Source organism: Streptomyces sp. F001 (assembly GCF_004187715.1).
Classification (GTDB): domain Bacteria; phylum Actinomycetota; class Actinomycetes; order Streptomycetales; family Streptomycetaceae; genus Streptomyces; species Streptomyces flavusporus.
The window spans coordinates 546,117-560,724 of the sequence record NZ_QZWF01000003.1 but is presented as its reverse complement, the minus strand read 5'-3'; the positions used below and the strand labels follow the sequence as shown (position 1 = coordinate 560,724).

Annotated in this window: 13 protein-coding genes, 1 tRNA gene and 1 pseudogene; 11 read left to right on the top strand and 4 right to left on the bottom strand. The window is 70.5% G+C overall.

What is annotated here, in order from left to right:
* Positions 1-95 precede the first annotated feature (95 nt).
* The 6 genes from paaA to StrepF001_RS15855 all read left to right on the top strand — a co-directional run bounded on the left by paaA (position 96) and on the right by StrepF001_RS15855 (position 4,966).
* Positions 96-1,121 (top strand): 1,2-phenylacetyl-CoA epoxidase subunit PaaA, encoded by a 1,026-nt coding sequence (gene paaA / locus StrepF001_RS15880; RefSeq protein ID WP_129798883.1) that lies wholly within the window; start codon positions 96-98, stop codon positions 1,119-1,121.
* Positions 1,118-1,405 carry a 1,2-phenylacetyl-CoA epoxidase subunit PaaB gene (gene paaB, locus StrepF001_RS15875; protein ID WP_054242083.1) on the top strand — a complete coding sequence of 96 codons (288 nt, stop codon included), beginning with the start codon at positions 1,118-1,120 and terminating at the stop codon, positions 1,403-1,405. The genes paaA and paaB overlap by 4 nt, the downstream gene beginning before the upstream one ends.
* Positions 1,402-2,121, top strand: coding sequence for a 1,2-phenylacetyl-CoA epoxidase subunit PaaC (paaC, locus tag StrepF001_RS15870; RefSeq protein WP_129798882.1), 720 nt, complete (start codon positions 1,402-1,404; stop codon positions 2,119-2,121). Before paaB ends, paaC begins: the two co-directional genes overlap by 4 nt.
* A complete protein-coding gene (gene paaD, locus StrepF001_RS15865; RefSeq protein WP_129798881.1) occupies positions 2,115-2,645 on the top strand; it encodes a 1,2-phenylacetyl-CoA epoxidase subunit PaaD in 531 nt (176 codons plus the stop codon). Before paaC ends, paaD begins: the two co-directional genes overlap by 7 nt.
* A complete protein-coding gene (locus tag StrepF001_RS15860) occupies positions 2,645-3,706 on the top strand; it encodes a 2Fe-2S iron-sulfur cluster-binding protein (RefSeq protein ID WP_129798880.1) in 1,062 nt (353 codons plus the stop codon). Before paaD ends, StrepF001_RS15860 begins: the two co-directional genes overlap by 1 nt.
* A gap of 114 nt (positions 3,707-3,820) precedes the next feature.
* Complete coding sequence (locus StrepF001_RS15855) at positions 3,821-4,966, top strand: acyl-CoA dehydrogenase family protein (protein WP_129798879.1); 1,146 nt, start codon at positions 3,821-3,823, stop codon at positions 4,964-4,966.
* Positions 4,967-4,988: 22 nt separating this feature from the next.
* Here StrepF001_RS15855 and StrepF001_RS15850 read toward each other — a convergent pair whose 3' ends face one another.
* The 4 genes from StrepF001_RS15850 to StrepF001_RS15835 form a co-directional block, all read right to left on the bottom strand.
* Entirely contained in the window at positions 4,989-5,336 is a 348-nt protein-coding gene (locus tag StrepF001_RS15850; RefSeq protein ID WP_129798878.1) for a rhodanese-like domain-containing protein, read from the bottom strand.
* Positions 5,337-5,464: 128 nt separating this feature from the next.
* Positions 5,465-6,313 (bottom strand): hypothetical protein, encoded by an 849-nt coding sequence (locus StrepF001_RS15845; protein WP_129798877.1) that lies wholly within the window; start codon positions 6,311-6,313, stop codon positions 5,465-5,467.
* A 45-nt stretch (positions 6,314-6,358) separates the two neighbouring features.
* Entirely contained in the window at positions 6,359-7,840 is a 1,482-nt protein-coding gene (locus tag StrepF001_RS15840) for a DUF2252 domain-containing protein (RefSeq protein WP_165396280.1), read from the bottom strand.
* Positions 7,841-8,050: 210 nt separating this feature from the next.
* A tRNA-Leu gene (locus StrepF001_RS15835) sits at positions 8,051-8,137 on the bottom strand.
* Positions 8,138-8,603: 466 nt separating this feature from the next.
* On the opposite strand from StrepF001_RS15835, the pseudogene StrepF001_RS15830 reads away from it, so the two are divergent.
* The 5 genes and pseudogenes from StrepF001_RS15830 (at position 8,604) to StrepF001_RS15810 (ending at position 14,593) form a co-directional block, all read left to right on the top strand.
* Positions 8,604-9,466: pseudogene (locus StrepF001_RS15830) on the top strand (DUF3662 and FHA domain-containing protein).
* A 10-nt stretch (positions 9,467-9,476) separates the two neighbouring features.
* On the top strand, positions 9,477-9,986 hold the full coding sequence (locus StrepF001_RS15825; protein ID WP_129798875.1) for an FHA domain-containing protein: 510 nt from the start codon (positions 9,477-9,479) through the stop codon (positions 9,984-9,986).
* A gap of 132 nt (positions 9,987-10,118) precedes the next feature.
* On the top strand, positions 10,119-11,657 hold the full coding sequence (locus tag StrepF001_RS15820) for a Stp1/IreP family PP2C-type Ser/Thr phosphatase (protein WP_129798874.1): 1,539 nt from the start codon (positions 10,119-10,121) through the stop codon (positions 11,655-11,657).
* 27 nt (positions 11,658-11,684) lie between these two features.
* Positions 11,685-13,121, top strand: coding sequence for an FtsW/RodA/SpoVE family cell cycle protein (locus StrepF001_RS15815; RefSeq protein ID WP_129798873.1), 1,437 nt, complete (start codon positions 11,685-11,687; stop codon positions 13,119-13,121).
* Positions 13,118-14,593 carry a penicillin-binding protein 2 gene (locus tag StrepF001_RS15810; RefSeq protein ID WP_129798872.1) on the top strand — a complete coding sequence of 492 codons (1,476 nt, stop codon included), beginning with the start codon at positions 13,118-13,120 and terminating at the stop codon, positions 14,591-14,593. Before StrepF001_RS15815 ends, StrepF001_RS15810 begins: the two co-directional genes overlap by 4 nt.
* Positions 14,594-14,608 lie beyond the last annotated feature (15 nt).

The window sequence follows — 14,608 nt, the reverse complement described above, 5'->3', positions numbered from 1 at the left end:
TGACACCTTACGGCGCTCGACCGACCATGGAATCGCACGAACCGAACGATCGGTCGGGAGTAGCTCCGGGCAGAGCCCAAGGTCGAGGGGGCCTCATGGCGACAGCAGCCGCGCACGAGACGGACCGCACAGCGGCATACGGCACCGACGACGGCGCCACCGATGCGTACGAGCGCGCCTTCGACGCCGCCGTGGCCGCCGACGAGCGCATCGAGCCGCGTGACTGGATGCCCGACGCGTACCGCGCGACACTGGTCCGGCAGATCGCCCAGCACGCCCACTCCGAGATCATCGGCATGCAGCCGGAGGCGAACTGGATCACGCGCGCGCCCTCGCTGCGCCGCAAGGCCATCCTGATGGCCAAGGTCCAGGACGAGGCGGGCCACGGGCTGTACCTGTACAGCGCGGCCGAAACGCTCGGCACCAGCCGCGAGGAACTGCTGGACAAGCTGCACAGCGGCCGCCAGAAGTACTCCTCGATCTTCAACTACCCCACGCTGACCTGGGCGGACGTCGGCGCGATCGGCTGGCTGGTGGACGGCGCCGCGATCACCAACCAGGTACCGCTGTGCCGCTGCTCCTACGGCCCGTACGCCCGCGCGATGGTCCGCATCTGCAAGGAGGAGTCCTTCCACCAGCGCCAGGGCTACGAGCTGCTGCTCGCCCTCAGCCGCGGCACCCCCGAGCAGCACGCGATGGCGCAGGACGCGGTGGACCGCTGGTGGTGGCCGTCCTTGATGATGTTCGGCCCGCCCGACGACGAGTCCCAGCACTCGGCCCAGTCGATGGCCTGGAAGATCAAGCGCCACTCGAACGACGAGCTGCGCCAGCGCTTCGTCGACATCTGTGTCCCGCAGGCCGAGTCCCTGGGCCTCACCCTCCCGGACCCGGACCTGAGGTGGAACGAGGAGCGCGGGCACCACGACTTCGGCCCGATCGACTGGACGGAGTTCTGGGAGGTCCTCAAGGGCAACGGCCCGTGCAACGAGCAGCGGATAACTCAGCGCAGGCAGGCACACGACGAGGGCGCCTGGGTGCGGGAGGCGGCCGCGGCCCACGCGGCCAAGCGCGCCGCCCGGGGCCCGCTTACCACGGAGACGACGGGAGCGACGCGAGCATGACGAACACCGACTGGCCGCTGTGGGAGGTCTTCGTGCGCTCACGCCGCGGCCTGTCCCACACCCATGCCGGCAGCCTGCACGCCCCGGACGCGGAGTTCGCCCTGCGCAACGCGCGCGACCTGTACACCCGGCGCGGCGAGGGCGTCTCGATCTGGGTCGTCCCCTCGTCCGCCATCACGGCGTCCTCGCCCGACGAGAAGGACCCCTTCTTCGAACCGTCGGCCGACAAGCCCTACCGGCACCCGACGTTCTACGAGATCCCGGAGGGGGTGAAGCACCTGTGACGACCACCGTCCCCACCACCGCCGCCCTCGCTCTGGGCGACGACGCGCTGGTGCTCTCCCACCGCCTGGGCGAGTGGGCCGGCCGCGCCCCCGTGCTGGAGGAGGAAGTCGCCCTGGCCAACATCGCGCTGGACCTGCTCGGCCAGGCCCGTGTGCTGCTCTCCCTGGCCGGCGACGAGGACGAGCTGGCGTACCTGCGCGAGGAGCGCGCCTTCCGCAACCTCCAGCTGGTGGAACAGCCGAACGGCGACTTCGCCCACACCATCGCCCGCCAGCTGTTCTTCTCCACCTACCAGCACCTGCTGTACGCCCGGCTGGCCGCCGGAGACGGCCCTTTCGCCCCCCTCGCCGCGAAGGCCGTCAAAGAGGTCGCCTACCACCGCGACCACGCCGAGCAGTGGACCGTGCGCCTCGGCGACGGCACTGAGGTGAGCCATGAGCGGATGCAGCGGGCGTGCGCGGCGCTGTGGCGGTACACCGGCGAGATGTTCCAGCCGGTGGAAGGCCTGGACGTCGAGGGGGAGAAGTTGCGGGCGGACTGGCTGGAGTCGGTCGGAGACGTCCTGCGCCGCGCGACCCTCACGCTCCCCGAGGGACCGCAGTCCGGGGCCTGGACGGCAGGCGCCGGCCGGCAGGGCCTGCACACCGAGCCGTTCGGGCGCATGCTCGCCGAGATGCAGCATCTGCACCGCAGCCACCCGGGGGCGACATGGTGACCGGTACGACGACTCTGGAGGCGGAGCTGCTGCGGGTGGCGGGCTCGGTGCCCGACCCCGAGCTGCCCGTGCTCACCCTGCAGGAACTGGGCGTACTGCGCGCGGTGCACCTGCGCGACGCAGACGCGGTCGAGGTCGAGCTGACCCCGACGTACACCGGCTGCCCCGCCCTCGAGGCGATGAGCGTGGACATAGAACGGGCGCTGCACGAGCACGGCATACGGGACGTGACCGTCCGCACGGTGCTCACACCGGCCTGGTCCACGGACGACATCACTCCCGAAGGGCGCCGCAAACTCAGGGAGTTCGGGATCGCGCCGCCGCGCGTGCGGCGGGATTCCGGGCCGGTGGCGCTGGAGTTGGGGCCGACGCGCACGCTCACCGAGGAGACGGAGCCCGTCCGCTGCCCGCACTGCGGATCCGCCGACACCGAGCTGCTCAGCCGTTTCTCCTCCACAGCGTGCAAGGCGCTGCGGCGCTGTCTGGCCTGCCGTGAACCGTTCGACCACTTCAAGGAGTTGTGATGGCCCGCTTCCACACACTCCCGGTGACCGCGGTCGACCGGCTCACCGACGACTCCGTCGCCGTCACGCTCGCGGTCCCCGAGGAACTGCGCACGGAGTACCGGCACGCCGCCGGACAGCACCTCGCCCTGCGGCGCATGGTCGACGGGGTCGAGACCCGGCGGACGTACTCGATCTGCTCCCCGGCTCCGGAGAACGGCGAGGGGCCGCGCACCCTGCGGGTGGGGGTGCGGCTCGTCGAGGGCGGGGCCTTCTCGACGTACGCGCTGAAGGAGATCAACGTCGGTGACGAGCTGGAGGTGATGACACCGGCAGGGCGCTTCACCCTCGATCCCGCGCCCGGTCTGTACGCCGCGATCGTCGGCGGCAGCGGGATCACACCGGTGCTGTCGATCGTCTCGACGCTGCTGGCACGCGAGCCGCAGGCCCGCTTCTGCCTCCTACGCAGCGACCGGACGTCCGCCTCGACGATGTTCCTGGAGGAGGTCGCCGACCTCAAGGACCGCTACCCGGAACGCCTCCAGCTGGTGACGGTGCTCTCGCGGGAGGAACAGCAGGCCGGACTGCCCTCCGGGCGGCTCGACCGGGAGCGGCTGACGGGTCTGCTTCCGGCGCTGCTGCCGGTGACGGAGGTCGCCGGATGGTTCCTGTGCGGGCCGTTCGGGCTGGTGCAGGAGGCCGAGCGGGCACTGCGCGGGCTGGACGTACCGCGCAGCAGGATCCACGAGGAGATCTTCCACGTGGACGCCGGAGCGCCCGCCCTGCCGAGTGTCCCCGCGCCCGCGCACAGCACGGTGACCGCTCGGCTCGACGGCCGCGGCGGGACCTGGCCCGTGCAGGACGGCGAGTCGCTCCTGGAGGCGGTGCTGCGCAACCGGCCCGACGCTCCCTACGCCTGCAAGGGCGGGGTGTGCGGCACCTGCCGGGCGTTTTTGGTCTCCGGCGAGGTGCGCATGGACCGCAACTTCGCGCTGGAGAGGGAGGAGACGGAAGCCGGGTATGTGCTGGCCTGCCAGTCGCATCCGGTGACGGAGCGGGTGGAGCTGGACTTCGACCGTTGAGAGCGCCGGGCGCACGGTGAGCGGTACCGGCGTCCCCGTCATTCCCTTCTTCTAGAACCTGTTCTATCTTGACGCTCCGTCAGATCAGCGGAGCCGCCCGGGAGGACAGGGACCGTGGACTTCACCTTCACCGAGGAGCAGCAGGCGGCAGCCGAGGCGGCGCGGGGCGTCTTCGCCGACGTCGCGCCGGACGCCGTGCCGAGCCCGGCGCTCACCACCGGCGCCGTGGCCGACGACTTCGACCGGGCGCTGTGGGCCAGGCTCGCCGACGCCGACCTGCTGGGCCTGCTCCTCGACCCGGAGTACGGCGGGGCGGGCCTCGACGCCATCGCATTGTGCCTGGTGCTGCGCGAGTCGGCGAAGGTGCTGGCGCGGGTGCCGCTGCTGGAGAGCAGCGCGGCCCTGGCGGCCGTACAGGCCTACGGCGGCGAGGAGTTGAAGTCGGCCGTGCTCGCGAGGGCGGGGCGCGGTGAGATCGTGCTGACCGTCGCCGGCGAGGGCCGTACCGGGGGCCATGATCCCGCCGAACGTGCCGTCAGCGCACGGCAGGACGGGCCGGACGGGGCCGACTGGATCCTCGACGGGGTGCAGACGGCGGTGCCCTGGGCGTACGACGCCGACTTCACGCTCGTCCCGGCGCACACCGGTGCCGACCGCAGCATCCTCGCCGTGGTGCCCCGCGGTCACGAAGGGGCGGTTCTCGCCGAGCAGGTCTCCACCACCGGCGAGCGGCTCGGCGAGCTGCGGCTGGAGTCCGTGCGGATTCCGGACCGGTACGTCATCACAGCCGACGACGCCTGGGAGTGGCTGCGTGAGCTGCTGGCCACCGGGACGTGCGCGCTGGCGCTCGGGCTCGGGGAGCGGGTGCTGAGGATGACCAGCGAGTACGCGAGCAAGCGGGAGCAGTTCGGGTTCCCGATCGCCACCTTCCAGGCCGTCGCCGTGCAGGCCGCCGACCGGTACATCGATCTGCGCGCCATGGAGGCCACCCTGTGGCAGGCCGCGTGGCGCATCACCTCGGGTGCCCAGGGTGCGCTGCCCGCCTCCGGGGACGTCGCGGTCGCCAAGATCTGGGCGGCGGACGGCGTACGCCGGGTCGTGCAGACGGCGCAGCACCTGCACGGGGGGTTCGGCGCCGACGTCGACTACCCGTTGCACCGGTACCACGCCTGGGCCAAGCACCTGGAGCTGTCGCTCGGCCCGGCCGCGGCGCACGAAGAAGCACTGGGCGACCTGCTGGCAGCCCATCCGCCGGCCTGACGCCCCGGGACCCGCGGGGCTGCTAGAGGACGTGCCCCGGTTCACCCGCGTCGGTCACCACGGGACGGCCGGCGGCCGCCCACACCTGCATACCGCCGTCGACGTTCACGGCGTCGATGCCCTGCTGGACGAGGTACATCGTGACCTGGGCCGAACGCCCGCCGGAGCGGCAGATCACATGCACCCGGCCGTCCTGCGGGGCGGCCTCGGTCAGCTCGCCGTAGCGCGCCACGAACTCGCTGATGGGAATGTGCAGCGCCCCTTCGGCGTGACCCGCCTGCCACTCGTCGTCCTCGCGGACGTCCAGCAGGAAGTCGTCATCCTTGAGGTCCGTGACCTCGACCGTGGGAACACCGGCTCCGAAATTCATACTCCCGACGCTACCCGACGCAACCCCGGGCGTTCAGGCCCGACAGGTCGGCACCGCTCAGGCCCGACAGGTCGGACGCCTCACGCCCGCCGGGCACGCACCGCTCAAGGCCGCTCAGTATGCACCGCTCAAGCCTGCCCGGTCAGCGCCGCCAGCTCCGCCTCGCGTGCCGCGACGTCCGCCAGCAGTTGCTCGGCGATCTCCTCGAGGAGACGGTCCGGGTCGTCCGGCGCCAACCGGAGCATGGAACCGATGGCGCCCTCCTCCAGTTCCCGGGCGACGACGCTGAGCAGTTCCTTGCGCTGGGCCAGCCACTCCAGGCGGGCGTACAACTCCTCGCTGGGGCTCGGACGCCGCTCCTCGGGCACCGGCCCGGCGGCCCACTCCTCGGACAGCTCCCGCAGCAGCGCCTCGTCGCCACGGGCGTAGGCGGTGTTGACGCGGGTGATGAACTCCTCACGCCGCTTGCGCTCACCCTCCTCCTGCGCCAGGTCGGGGTGGGCCTTGCGAGCCAGCTCACGGTAGAGCTTGCGGGCCTCCTCGCTGGGCCGCACCCGCTGCGGGGGCCGCACGGGCTGGTCCGTGAGCATCGCCACGGCCTCCGGGAACAGGCCGTCGCTGTCCATCCAGCCGTGGAACAGCTCCTCCACGGAGGGCATCGGCAGCACCCGGGCCCGCAGCTCCTGCGCACGGCGCAGGTCCTCAGGGTCACCGCTCTGTGCGGCTCTGGCCTCGGCGATCTGCGCGTCCAGCTCCTCGAGGCGGGCGTACATCGGGCCGAGCCTCTGGTGGTGCAGCCGGGAGAAGTTCTCGATCTCGACCCGGAAGGTCTCGACCGCGATCTCGTACTCGATCAGCGCCTGCTCGGCCGCCCGCACCGCCCGCTCCAGCCGCTCCTCGGGCCGGGGCGCGCCGTCCTCGGGCGTCGCCTGCGCCTCACCGGCGACACCACTCTGCTCAGCATCCGGGGTCGTCACCCGACCAGCGTAGGCCACGGGCGGACCGGCCCCGCCAGGCTCACCTCATACGCCCAGCTCAGCCGCGACCCGCCCGGCCCGCACCGCCGACACCAGCGCCGCGTGGTCCGCCTCCGTACGGTCGGCGTAGGCGACGGCGAACGTGGCCATCGCCTCGTCGAGCTCCTCGTTCTTGCCGCAGTAGCCGGCGACCAGGCGGGGGTCGGCACTGTGGGAGTGGGCGCGGGCGAGAAGCGCGCCCGTCATGCGGGCGTAGTCGTCGAGCTGGTCGGTGGACAGGGCGGCAGGGTCGACGCTGCCCTTGCGGTTACGGAACTGGCGGACCTGGAACGGGCGGCCGTCGACGGTCGTCCAGCCGAGCAGGATGTCGCTGACGACCTGCATGCGCTTCTGGCCGAGGACGACCCGGCGGCCCTCGTGGTCGACGGGCGGGGCGTCGAAGCCGGCGGTCAGCAGATGGGGCAGCAGAGCCGAGGCGCGGGCCTCCTTCACCTGGAGTATCAGCGCCTCGCCCCGGTGGTCCAGCAGCAGCACGACGTACGACCGCATGCCCACACTGCCCGTGCCGACGACGCGGAACGCCACGTCGTGCACCGCATGGCGGGCCAGCAGCGGGAGGCGGTCCTCGGAGAGGGTCGTCAGGTACTGCTCCAAAGAGGCCGCCACGGTCGCCGCCTCCGCGTCCGGGACGCGACGCAGCACCGGCGGGGCGTCGACGAAGCGGCGGCCGCCGTCCTGGGTCGGCTCCGTCGATCTGGCGGCGAAGCGTCCGCTGGTGTTGGCCCGCGCCTTCTCGCTGACCCGCTCCAGGGTGCCGAGCAGGTCATGGGCGTCGGTGTGGGAGACGAGCTCCTCGTCCGCGATGGCGTTCCACGCGTCCAGCGCCGGGAGCCTGGCGAGCAGCCGCATGGTGCGGCGGTACGCGCCCACCGTGTCGTGCGCCGCCGCCCGGCACGTGTCCTCGTCGGCACCCGCTTCCCGGCCCGCGAGCACCAGGGAGGCGGCCAGCCGCTTGAGGTCCCATTCCCAGGGGCCGTCGACCGTCTCGTCGAAGTCGTTCAGGTCGATGACCAGGCCACCGCGGGCGTCGCCGTACAGGCCGAAGTTCGCCGCGTGCGCGTCGCCGCAGATCTGGGCGCGGATCCTGGTCATGGGGGTACGGGCCAGGTCGTACGCCATGAGGCCCGCCGAACCGCGCAGGAAGGCGAAGGGGGTGGCCGCCATCCTGCCGATCCGTATCGGCGTGAGCTCGGGGATGCGGCCACGGCTCGACTCCTCGACCGCGGTCACCGCGTCGGGCCGGGAGCCGTCGGCATCGAGGGAGGCGTGCGTACGCCGCGGAACCCGCTCCCGCAGGGCCTTGCCCTCCTCCTTGGGCGACGCCTTGGCCGGCCCGGAGACCGAAGCCCTCCCGAGCGGCCACTCGGCAAAGCCCCGCACTCGCGGAATCCGCACCGTCCCCGAACCCGCCTCCTGCGCCCCGACCTCGGCCACCACGACCGCCTCCCCCGCGACTCGCACGAACATCAACTCGTGCCGACCGTACAACCGGCCGCCGAATCCCGTCAGACCCTGTGGACAACTCCTCACCTGTGGACACACCCCGCCCGTGAGATAGCTCACGGGCGGAGCCCACCGCATGCGTCCCCGGGCTGTGCATCGCCTCACACCGCACGGCACAACGATAAACGGGCCCCTGCGGTGACTTCCGTCACTACAGAGACCCGTTCCTCGGTCTGGTGCGCGAGGGGGGAGTTGAACCCCCACGCCCTTGCGGGCACTGGAACCTGAATCCAGCGCGTCTGCCTATTCCGCCACCCGCGCATTGGGTGTGTCCTCGGGCTGCTTTCCCTTGGGTTCGGCGCCCTCCGACACCCAGAACATTAGCACGCTGGACGGGGTGGGTTCACATCCCTTTGTTCGGGGCAGGGGCAGTCCCCGTCAGCCCCCGTGAGCCCTCCGTCAGCACCGACGGCCCTCCGTCCGTATCAACCTCGTACCGGTCCGGCCCGTCTGCCCAGGAGAGGGGCGAAGTCCACAGTCCGGTGCGGGACACTTGTTTGCGGCCCCCTCTACGATCCATGGAGTTCGAAGGGGAGCGCCGAAGGGAACTTCGTCAGGCGTCGACACCCGTCGACCAGGCTGACAGGGGGAACCACCCGATTCACCGGCGCGTGGATACGATCAGTAAGCAGTACCGGGTCAGCAGCACGGACGGCAGTACCGCCGGTACCAGCAGTACCGGCAGTACCTGCAGTACACAAGACAGCAACAACGGAGGAGGTGCCCCATGGGAGTCCTGAAGAAGTTCGAGCAGCGTCTCGAAGGTCTGGTCAACGGCACCTTCGCCAAGGTGTTCAAGTCCGAGGTCCAGCCCGTGGAGATCGCCGGCGCGCTCCAGCGCGAGTGCGACAACAACGCGACCATCTGGAACCGCGACCGGACGGTCGTCCCCAACGACTTCATCGTGGAGCTGAGCGCCCCCGACTTCGAGCGCCTCAGCCCGTACTCCGGCCAGCTCGGCGACGAACTCGCCGGCATGGTCCGCGACTACGCCAAGCAGCAGCGCTACACCTTCATGGGACCGATCAAGGTCCACCTGGAGAAGGCGGACGACCTCGACACCGGCCTGTACCGGGTGCGCAGCCGTACGCTTGCCTCCTCCAGCAGCCAGGAGGCCCCGAACCGCGGCCCCGCCGCCGGCGGCGCCCGCCCCGGCGGCTACGGCTACCCGCAGCCGGGCAGCCCCGCGCAGCCCGCCGGCGCTCCCCCATGCCCGCCGCGCCACCACCCGGCGCCCGCCCCGGCGGCTACGGTTACCCGCAGCCGACCCAGCCCGCCGCACAGCGCCCCGGCGCCGCGCCGGGCGCGCGCACCAGGTACTGGATCGAGATCAACGGCACCCGCCATCAGATCTCCCGGCCGACCCTGGTGATGGGCCGCAGCACCGAAGCCGACGTGCGGATCGACGACCCCGGCGTATCGCGCCGGCACTGTGAGATCCGAACCGGAACGCCCTCGACGATCCAGGATCTCGGGTCCACCAACGGCATCGTGGTGGACGGGCAGCACACCACCCGCGCTACGCTCCGCGACGGCTCGCGAATCGTCGTGGGCAGCACCACCGTTATCTATAGGCAAGCCGAAGGGTGATCCGGGGGCAATGTCAGAGCTGACCCTCACGGTCATGCGGCTGGGTTTCCTGGCCGTACTGTGGCTGTTCGTGATCATGGCCGTGCAGGTCATCCGCAGCGACCTGTTCGGGACGCGGGTCACCCAGCGCGGGTCCCGCCGGGAGGCCGGCCGGCCACAGCCGGCCGGCCGCCAGGCACCCCCGCAACAACGCCAGCAGCCCGCCCAGGGCCGCCAGCGTCGTAACGCCCCGACGAAACTGGTCGTGACCGAAGGCACACTCACCGGCACGACCGTCGCGCTCCAGGGACAGACCATCACCCTGGGCCGGGCACACGACAGCACGATCGTGCTGGACGACGACTACGCCTCCAGCCGGCATGCCAGGATCTACCCGGACCGGGACGGCCAGTGGATCGTGGAGGACCTCGGGTCCACCAACGGCACGTATCTCGACCGGAGCCGCCTCACGACCCCCACGCCGATCGCGCCCGGCGCACCGATCCGCATCGGCAAGACCGTCATCGAGCTGCGGAAGTAGTACGACAATGAGCGAGCGGAGCGAGCACGCAGCGGCGGTCCACACCCGGGGCCCCGGCGCGCTCCCGACCGGAGGGTGGGCAGTGTGGCTCGACACGATCGGCTGTACCCGGAGCCGACGGGCGAGGTGCGCATGAGTCTGTCACTGCGCTTCGCCGCCGGTTCGCACAAAGGCATGATCCGGGAAGGCAACGAGGACTCCGGATACGCCGGCCCACGCCTGCTCGCCATCGCCGACGGCATGGGCGGCGCCGCGGCCGGCGAGGTCGCCTCCTCCGAGGCGATCTCCACCATCGTCCAGCTCGACGACGACGTCCCCGGCTCCGATGTGCTCACCTCCCTCGGCGCCGCCGTCCAGCGGGCCAACGACCAGCTGCGGCAGATGGTCGAGGAAGACCCGTCCCTGGAAGGCATGGGCACCACGCTCACCGCCCTGCTGTGGACCGGCCAGCGCCTCGGCCTCGTCCACGTCGGCGACTCACGCGCGTACCTGCTCCGCGACGGTGTCCTCACCCAGATCACCCAGGACCACACCTGGGTGCAGCGACTCGTCGACGAAGGCCGCATCACGGAGGAGGAGGCGACCACGCACCCGCAGCGCTCGCTCCTGATGCGCGCGCTCGGCAGCGGCGACCACGTCGAACCCGACCTGTCCATCCGTGAGGTCCGGGCCGGCGACCGCTACCTGATCTGCTCCGACGGACTGTCCGGAGTCGTCTCCCACCAGACGATGGAAGACACCCTCGCCAGCTACCAGGGCCCCCAGGAGACCGTCCAGCAGCTGATCGAGCTGGCCCTGCGCGGCGGCGGCCCCGACAACATCACCGTCATCATCGCCGACGTCCTCGACCTCGACACCGGCGACACCCTCGCCGGGCAGCTGTCCGACACCCCGGTCGTGGTCGGCGCCGTCGCCGAGAACCAGAACCACCTGAACGACAACGGCATCATGCAGACCCCGGCCGGCCGCGCCTCCGGCCTCGGCCGCCAGATCCCCGGACAGGGCGGCGGTGGCGGCGAGTTCGGCCCGCCCGGCTCCGGCGACACCACCGGCTACATCCCGACCAGCGGCTTCGGCGCCTACGGCGACGACGACTTCGTCAAACCCCGGTCCGGCCGTAAATGGCTGAAGAGATCCGTCTACGGGGCACTCGCCCTGGCCGTGCTCGGCGGCGGACTCTACGGCGGCTACCGCTGGACACAGACGCAGTACTACGTCGGCACCAACGGCGAACACGTCGCCCTCTACCGGGGCATCAGCCAGGACCTCGCCTGGGTCTCGTTGTCGAAGGTCGAGAAGGACCACCCCGAGATCGAACTCAAGTACCTGCCGCCGTACCAGCAGAAGCTGGTCAAGGCGACCATGGCCGAAGGCGGCCTGAAGAACGCCCAGGCCAAGATCGACGAGCTGGCCGTGCAGGCCTCCGCATGCAAGAAGGAAGCGGACCGGCGCACCGCCGAGGCCGAGAACAACGCGCAGACCGGCCAGGGCGAGGCCGGCGGTACCACGGGAACCACTCGTACCTCCCTCACGTCCAAGGCCACGCCGAGTCCCTCGGTTTCCGGAACACCGACCCAGACCCCGACCCCGTCCGCGACCGCCACTCCCAGCCCCGGCCCCAGCCTCTCGGAGGAAGAGCAGAAGGTCGTCTCGCTGTGCGGTAAGCAGTAGGCAAGCCGTGAGAGGCCCCGTCACACGATGAGCAGTACTACCAACACGTCGACACAGCACACCTCCACGATCGGCTCGATCGGCACACCGAGCCGGCGCAACACCGAGCTCGGACTCCTGGTGTTCGCCGTCCTCATCCCGGTCTTCGCCTACGCCAACGTGGGACTCGCCATCGACGGCACCCTGCCCGCCGGCCTGCTCGGCTACGGCCTGGGGGTCGGCCTGCTCGCGGGCGTCGGCCACCTGGTCGTCCGGAAGTTCGCGCCCTACGCCGACCCACTGCTGCTGCCGCTCGCGACACTGCTGAACGGGCTGGGCCTGGTCGTGATCTGGCGCCTCGACCAGTCGGATCGGCTGCAGAACCTGGCCGAGCTCCAGTACGGGGCCTTCAGCCCGTCGGCGCCCAAGCAGCTGCTGTACTCGGCGATCGGAGTGGCGCTGTTCGTCGCGGTGCTCGTCTTCCTCAAGGACCACCGCATCCTGCAGCGCTACACCTACATCTCCATGGTCGCCGCCCTGGTCCTCCTCCTGCTGCCGCTCGTACCCGGCCTCGGCGCCGACGTGTTCGGCGCCAAGATCTGGATCAGCGTCGCCGGATTCTCCATCCAGCCAGGTGAGTTCGCGAAGATCGTCATCGCGGTCTTCTTCTCCGGCTACCTCATGGTCAAGCGCGACGCGCTGGCGCTCGCCAGCCGCCGCTTCATGGGCCTGTACCTGCCGCGCGGCCGCGACCTCGGCCCCATCATCACGATCTGGGCCGTCAGCCTGCTCGTCCTGATCTTCGAGAACGACCTCGGTACGTCGCTGCTGTTCTTCGGCATGTTCGTGATCATGCTGTACGTCGCCACCGAGCGGACCAGCTGGATCGTGATCGGCCTGCTGATGTCGGCCGCTGGCGCGGTGGGCGTCGCCTCGTTCGCCAGCCATGTGCAGGCCCGTGTCGACGCCTGGCTCGATCCCTTCGGCTGCTACCAGACGTCCGGCGCCTGCGAGCAGATCGGCCAGTCGATCATGTCGTTCGGCTCCGGCGGAGTCCTCGGCACCGGGCTGGGCCAGGGCCACTCCGACCTGATCGGCTTCGCCGCCAACTCCGACTTCATCTTCTCCACCTTCGGCGAGGAGCTGGGCCTGGCGGGCGTCATGGCGATGCTCCTGCTCTACGCACTGATCATCGAACGCGGTGTACGGACCTCGCTGGCCGCCCGCGACCCCTTCGGCAAGCTGTTCGCGGTCGGCCTGTCCGGCGCCTTCGCCCTCCAGGTCTTCGTGGTCGCCGGCGGTGTGATGGGGCTCATCCCCCTGACCGGTATGACCATGCCGTTCCTGGCCTCCGGCGGCTCCGCCGTGATCGCCAACTGGGCCCTCATCGGCATCCTGCTGCGCATCAGCGACACCGCGCGCCGCCCGGCCCCGACCCCGCCGACCAACCCCGACGCCGAGATGACCCAGGTGGTCCGCCCGTGAACAAGCCCCTGCGCCGGATCGCAATCTTCTGCGGCCTCCTCATCCTGACCCTGCTGATCCGCGACAACTGGCTCCAGTACGTCGAGGCCGACGCGCTGCAGAACAACGAACGCAACCGCCGTATCGCCATCGAGCGCTACGCCCAGCCGCGCGGCGACATCATCGTCGACGGAAAGCCGATCACCGGGTCGAAGGAGACCTCGGGCAGCGATTTCCAGTACAAGCGCACCTACACGGACGGCCCGATGTGGGCGCCGGTGACCGGATACGCCTCCCAGGCCTTCGGCGCCAACCAGTTGGAGAGCGTCGAGGACGACATCCTCACCGGCAACGACGACCGGCTCTTCTTCCGCAACACCCTCGACATGATCACCGGCAAGGAACAGCAGGGCGGCAACGTCGTCACCACCCTCAACACCGCCGCGCAGAAGGCCGCGTACGAGGGGCTGGCCGAGCGCGGCAAGGGCGCCGTCGCCGCCATCGAGCCGTCCACGGGCAAGATTCTGGCGCTGGCCTCCTACCCGTCGTACGACCCGTCGACCTTCGCGGGCAACTCCACGACGACGGACACCAAGGCCTGGCAGAAGCTCCAGAAGAAGAACAACCCCGACGACCCGATGCTCAACCGGGCGCTGCGCGAGACCTATCCGCCGGGCTCCACCTTCAAGGTCGTCACCGCCGCCGCGGCCCTGGAACACGGCCTGTACACGGACGCCGACGCCGCCACCAAGACCCCGCTGCCGTGGACCATGCCCGGCACCGACACCGAGCTGAAGAACGAGGGGAACATCCCCTGCGAGAACGCGACCCTGCGGGTCGCCCTGCAGTACTCCTGCAACACCGTCTTCGGCAAGGTCGGCTCCGACCTCGGCAACGACAAGATGCTCGAGACGGCGAAGAAGTTCGGCTTCACCTCCGAGCAGTTCACGCCGGTCCGCTCCACCGCGTCCGTCTTCTCCGACGACATGAACGAGTCGCAGACCGCGCTGTCGTCGATCGGCCAGTTCAACACCGCCGCGACCCCCCTGCAGATGGCCATGGTCGCCTCGGCCGTCGCCAACGACGGCACGCTGATGAAGCCGTACATGGTCGACAGGCTCCAGGCGTCCAGCGTCGACACCATCGAGCAGACCGACCCCGAGGAGCTGAGCAAGCCCATGTCCTCGGAGAACGCCCAGGTCCTGCAGTCGATGATGGAGACGGTCGTCAGCAAGGGCACGGGAACCAACGCACAGATCGACGGCGTCACCGTGGGCGGCAAGACCGGTACCGCCCAGCACGGCGTCGACAACAGTGAGAAGCCGTACGCCTGGTTCATCTCGTACGCCAAGCTCGACGACGGCAGCTCGCCGGTCGCCGTCGCCGTGGTCGTCGAGGACGAGGCAGCGGACCGCGGTGACATCTCCGGCGGCGGCCTCGCGGCGCCCATCGCCAAGAGCGTGATGGAGGCGGTCATCAAGAGCAAGCAGTGAGAGACCCGTCACGTC

Bases quoted from the DNA above. Each gene is read 5' to 3' on its own strand.
- paaA (WP_129798883.1), top strand. From the start codon at position 96: ATGGCGACAGCAGCCGCGCACGAGACGGACCGCACAGCGGCATACGGC.
- paaB (WP_054242083.1), top strand. From the start codon at position 1,118: ATGACGAACACCGACTGGCCGCTGTGGGAGGTCTTCGTGCGCTCACGC.
- paaD (WP_129798881.1), top strand. From the start codon at position 2,115: ATGGTGACCGGTACGACGACTCTGGAGGCGGAGCTGCTGCGGGTGGCG.
- StrepF001_RS15860 (WP_129798880.1), top strand. From the start codon at position 2,645: ATGGCCCGCTTCCACACACTCCCGGTGACCGCGGTCGACCGGCTCACC.
- StrepF001_RS15850 (WP_129798878.1), bottom strand. From the start codon at position 5,336: ATGAATTTCGGAGCCGGTGTTCCCACGGTCGAGGTCACGGACCTCAAG.
- StrepF001_RS15840 (WP_165396280.1), bottom strand. From the start codon at position 7,840: ATGTTCGTGCGAGTCGCGGGGGAGGCGGTCGTGGTGGCCGAGGTCGGG.
- StrepF001_RS15825 (WP_129798875.1), top strand. From the start codon at position 9,477: ATGTCAGAGCTGACCCTCACGGTCATGCGGCTGGGTTTCCTGGCCGTA.
- StrepF001_RS15820 (WP_129798874.1), top strand. From the start codon at position 10,119: ATGAGTCTGTCACTGCGCTTCGCCGCCGGTTCGCACAAAGGCATGATC.
- StrepF001_RS15815 (WP_129798873.1), top strand. From the start codon at position 11,685: ATGAGCAGTACTACCAACACGTCGACACAGCACACCTCCACGATCGGC.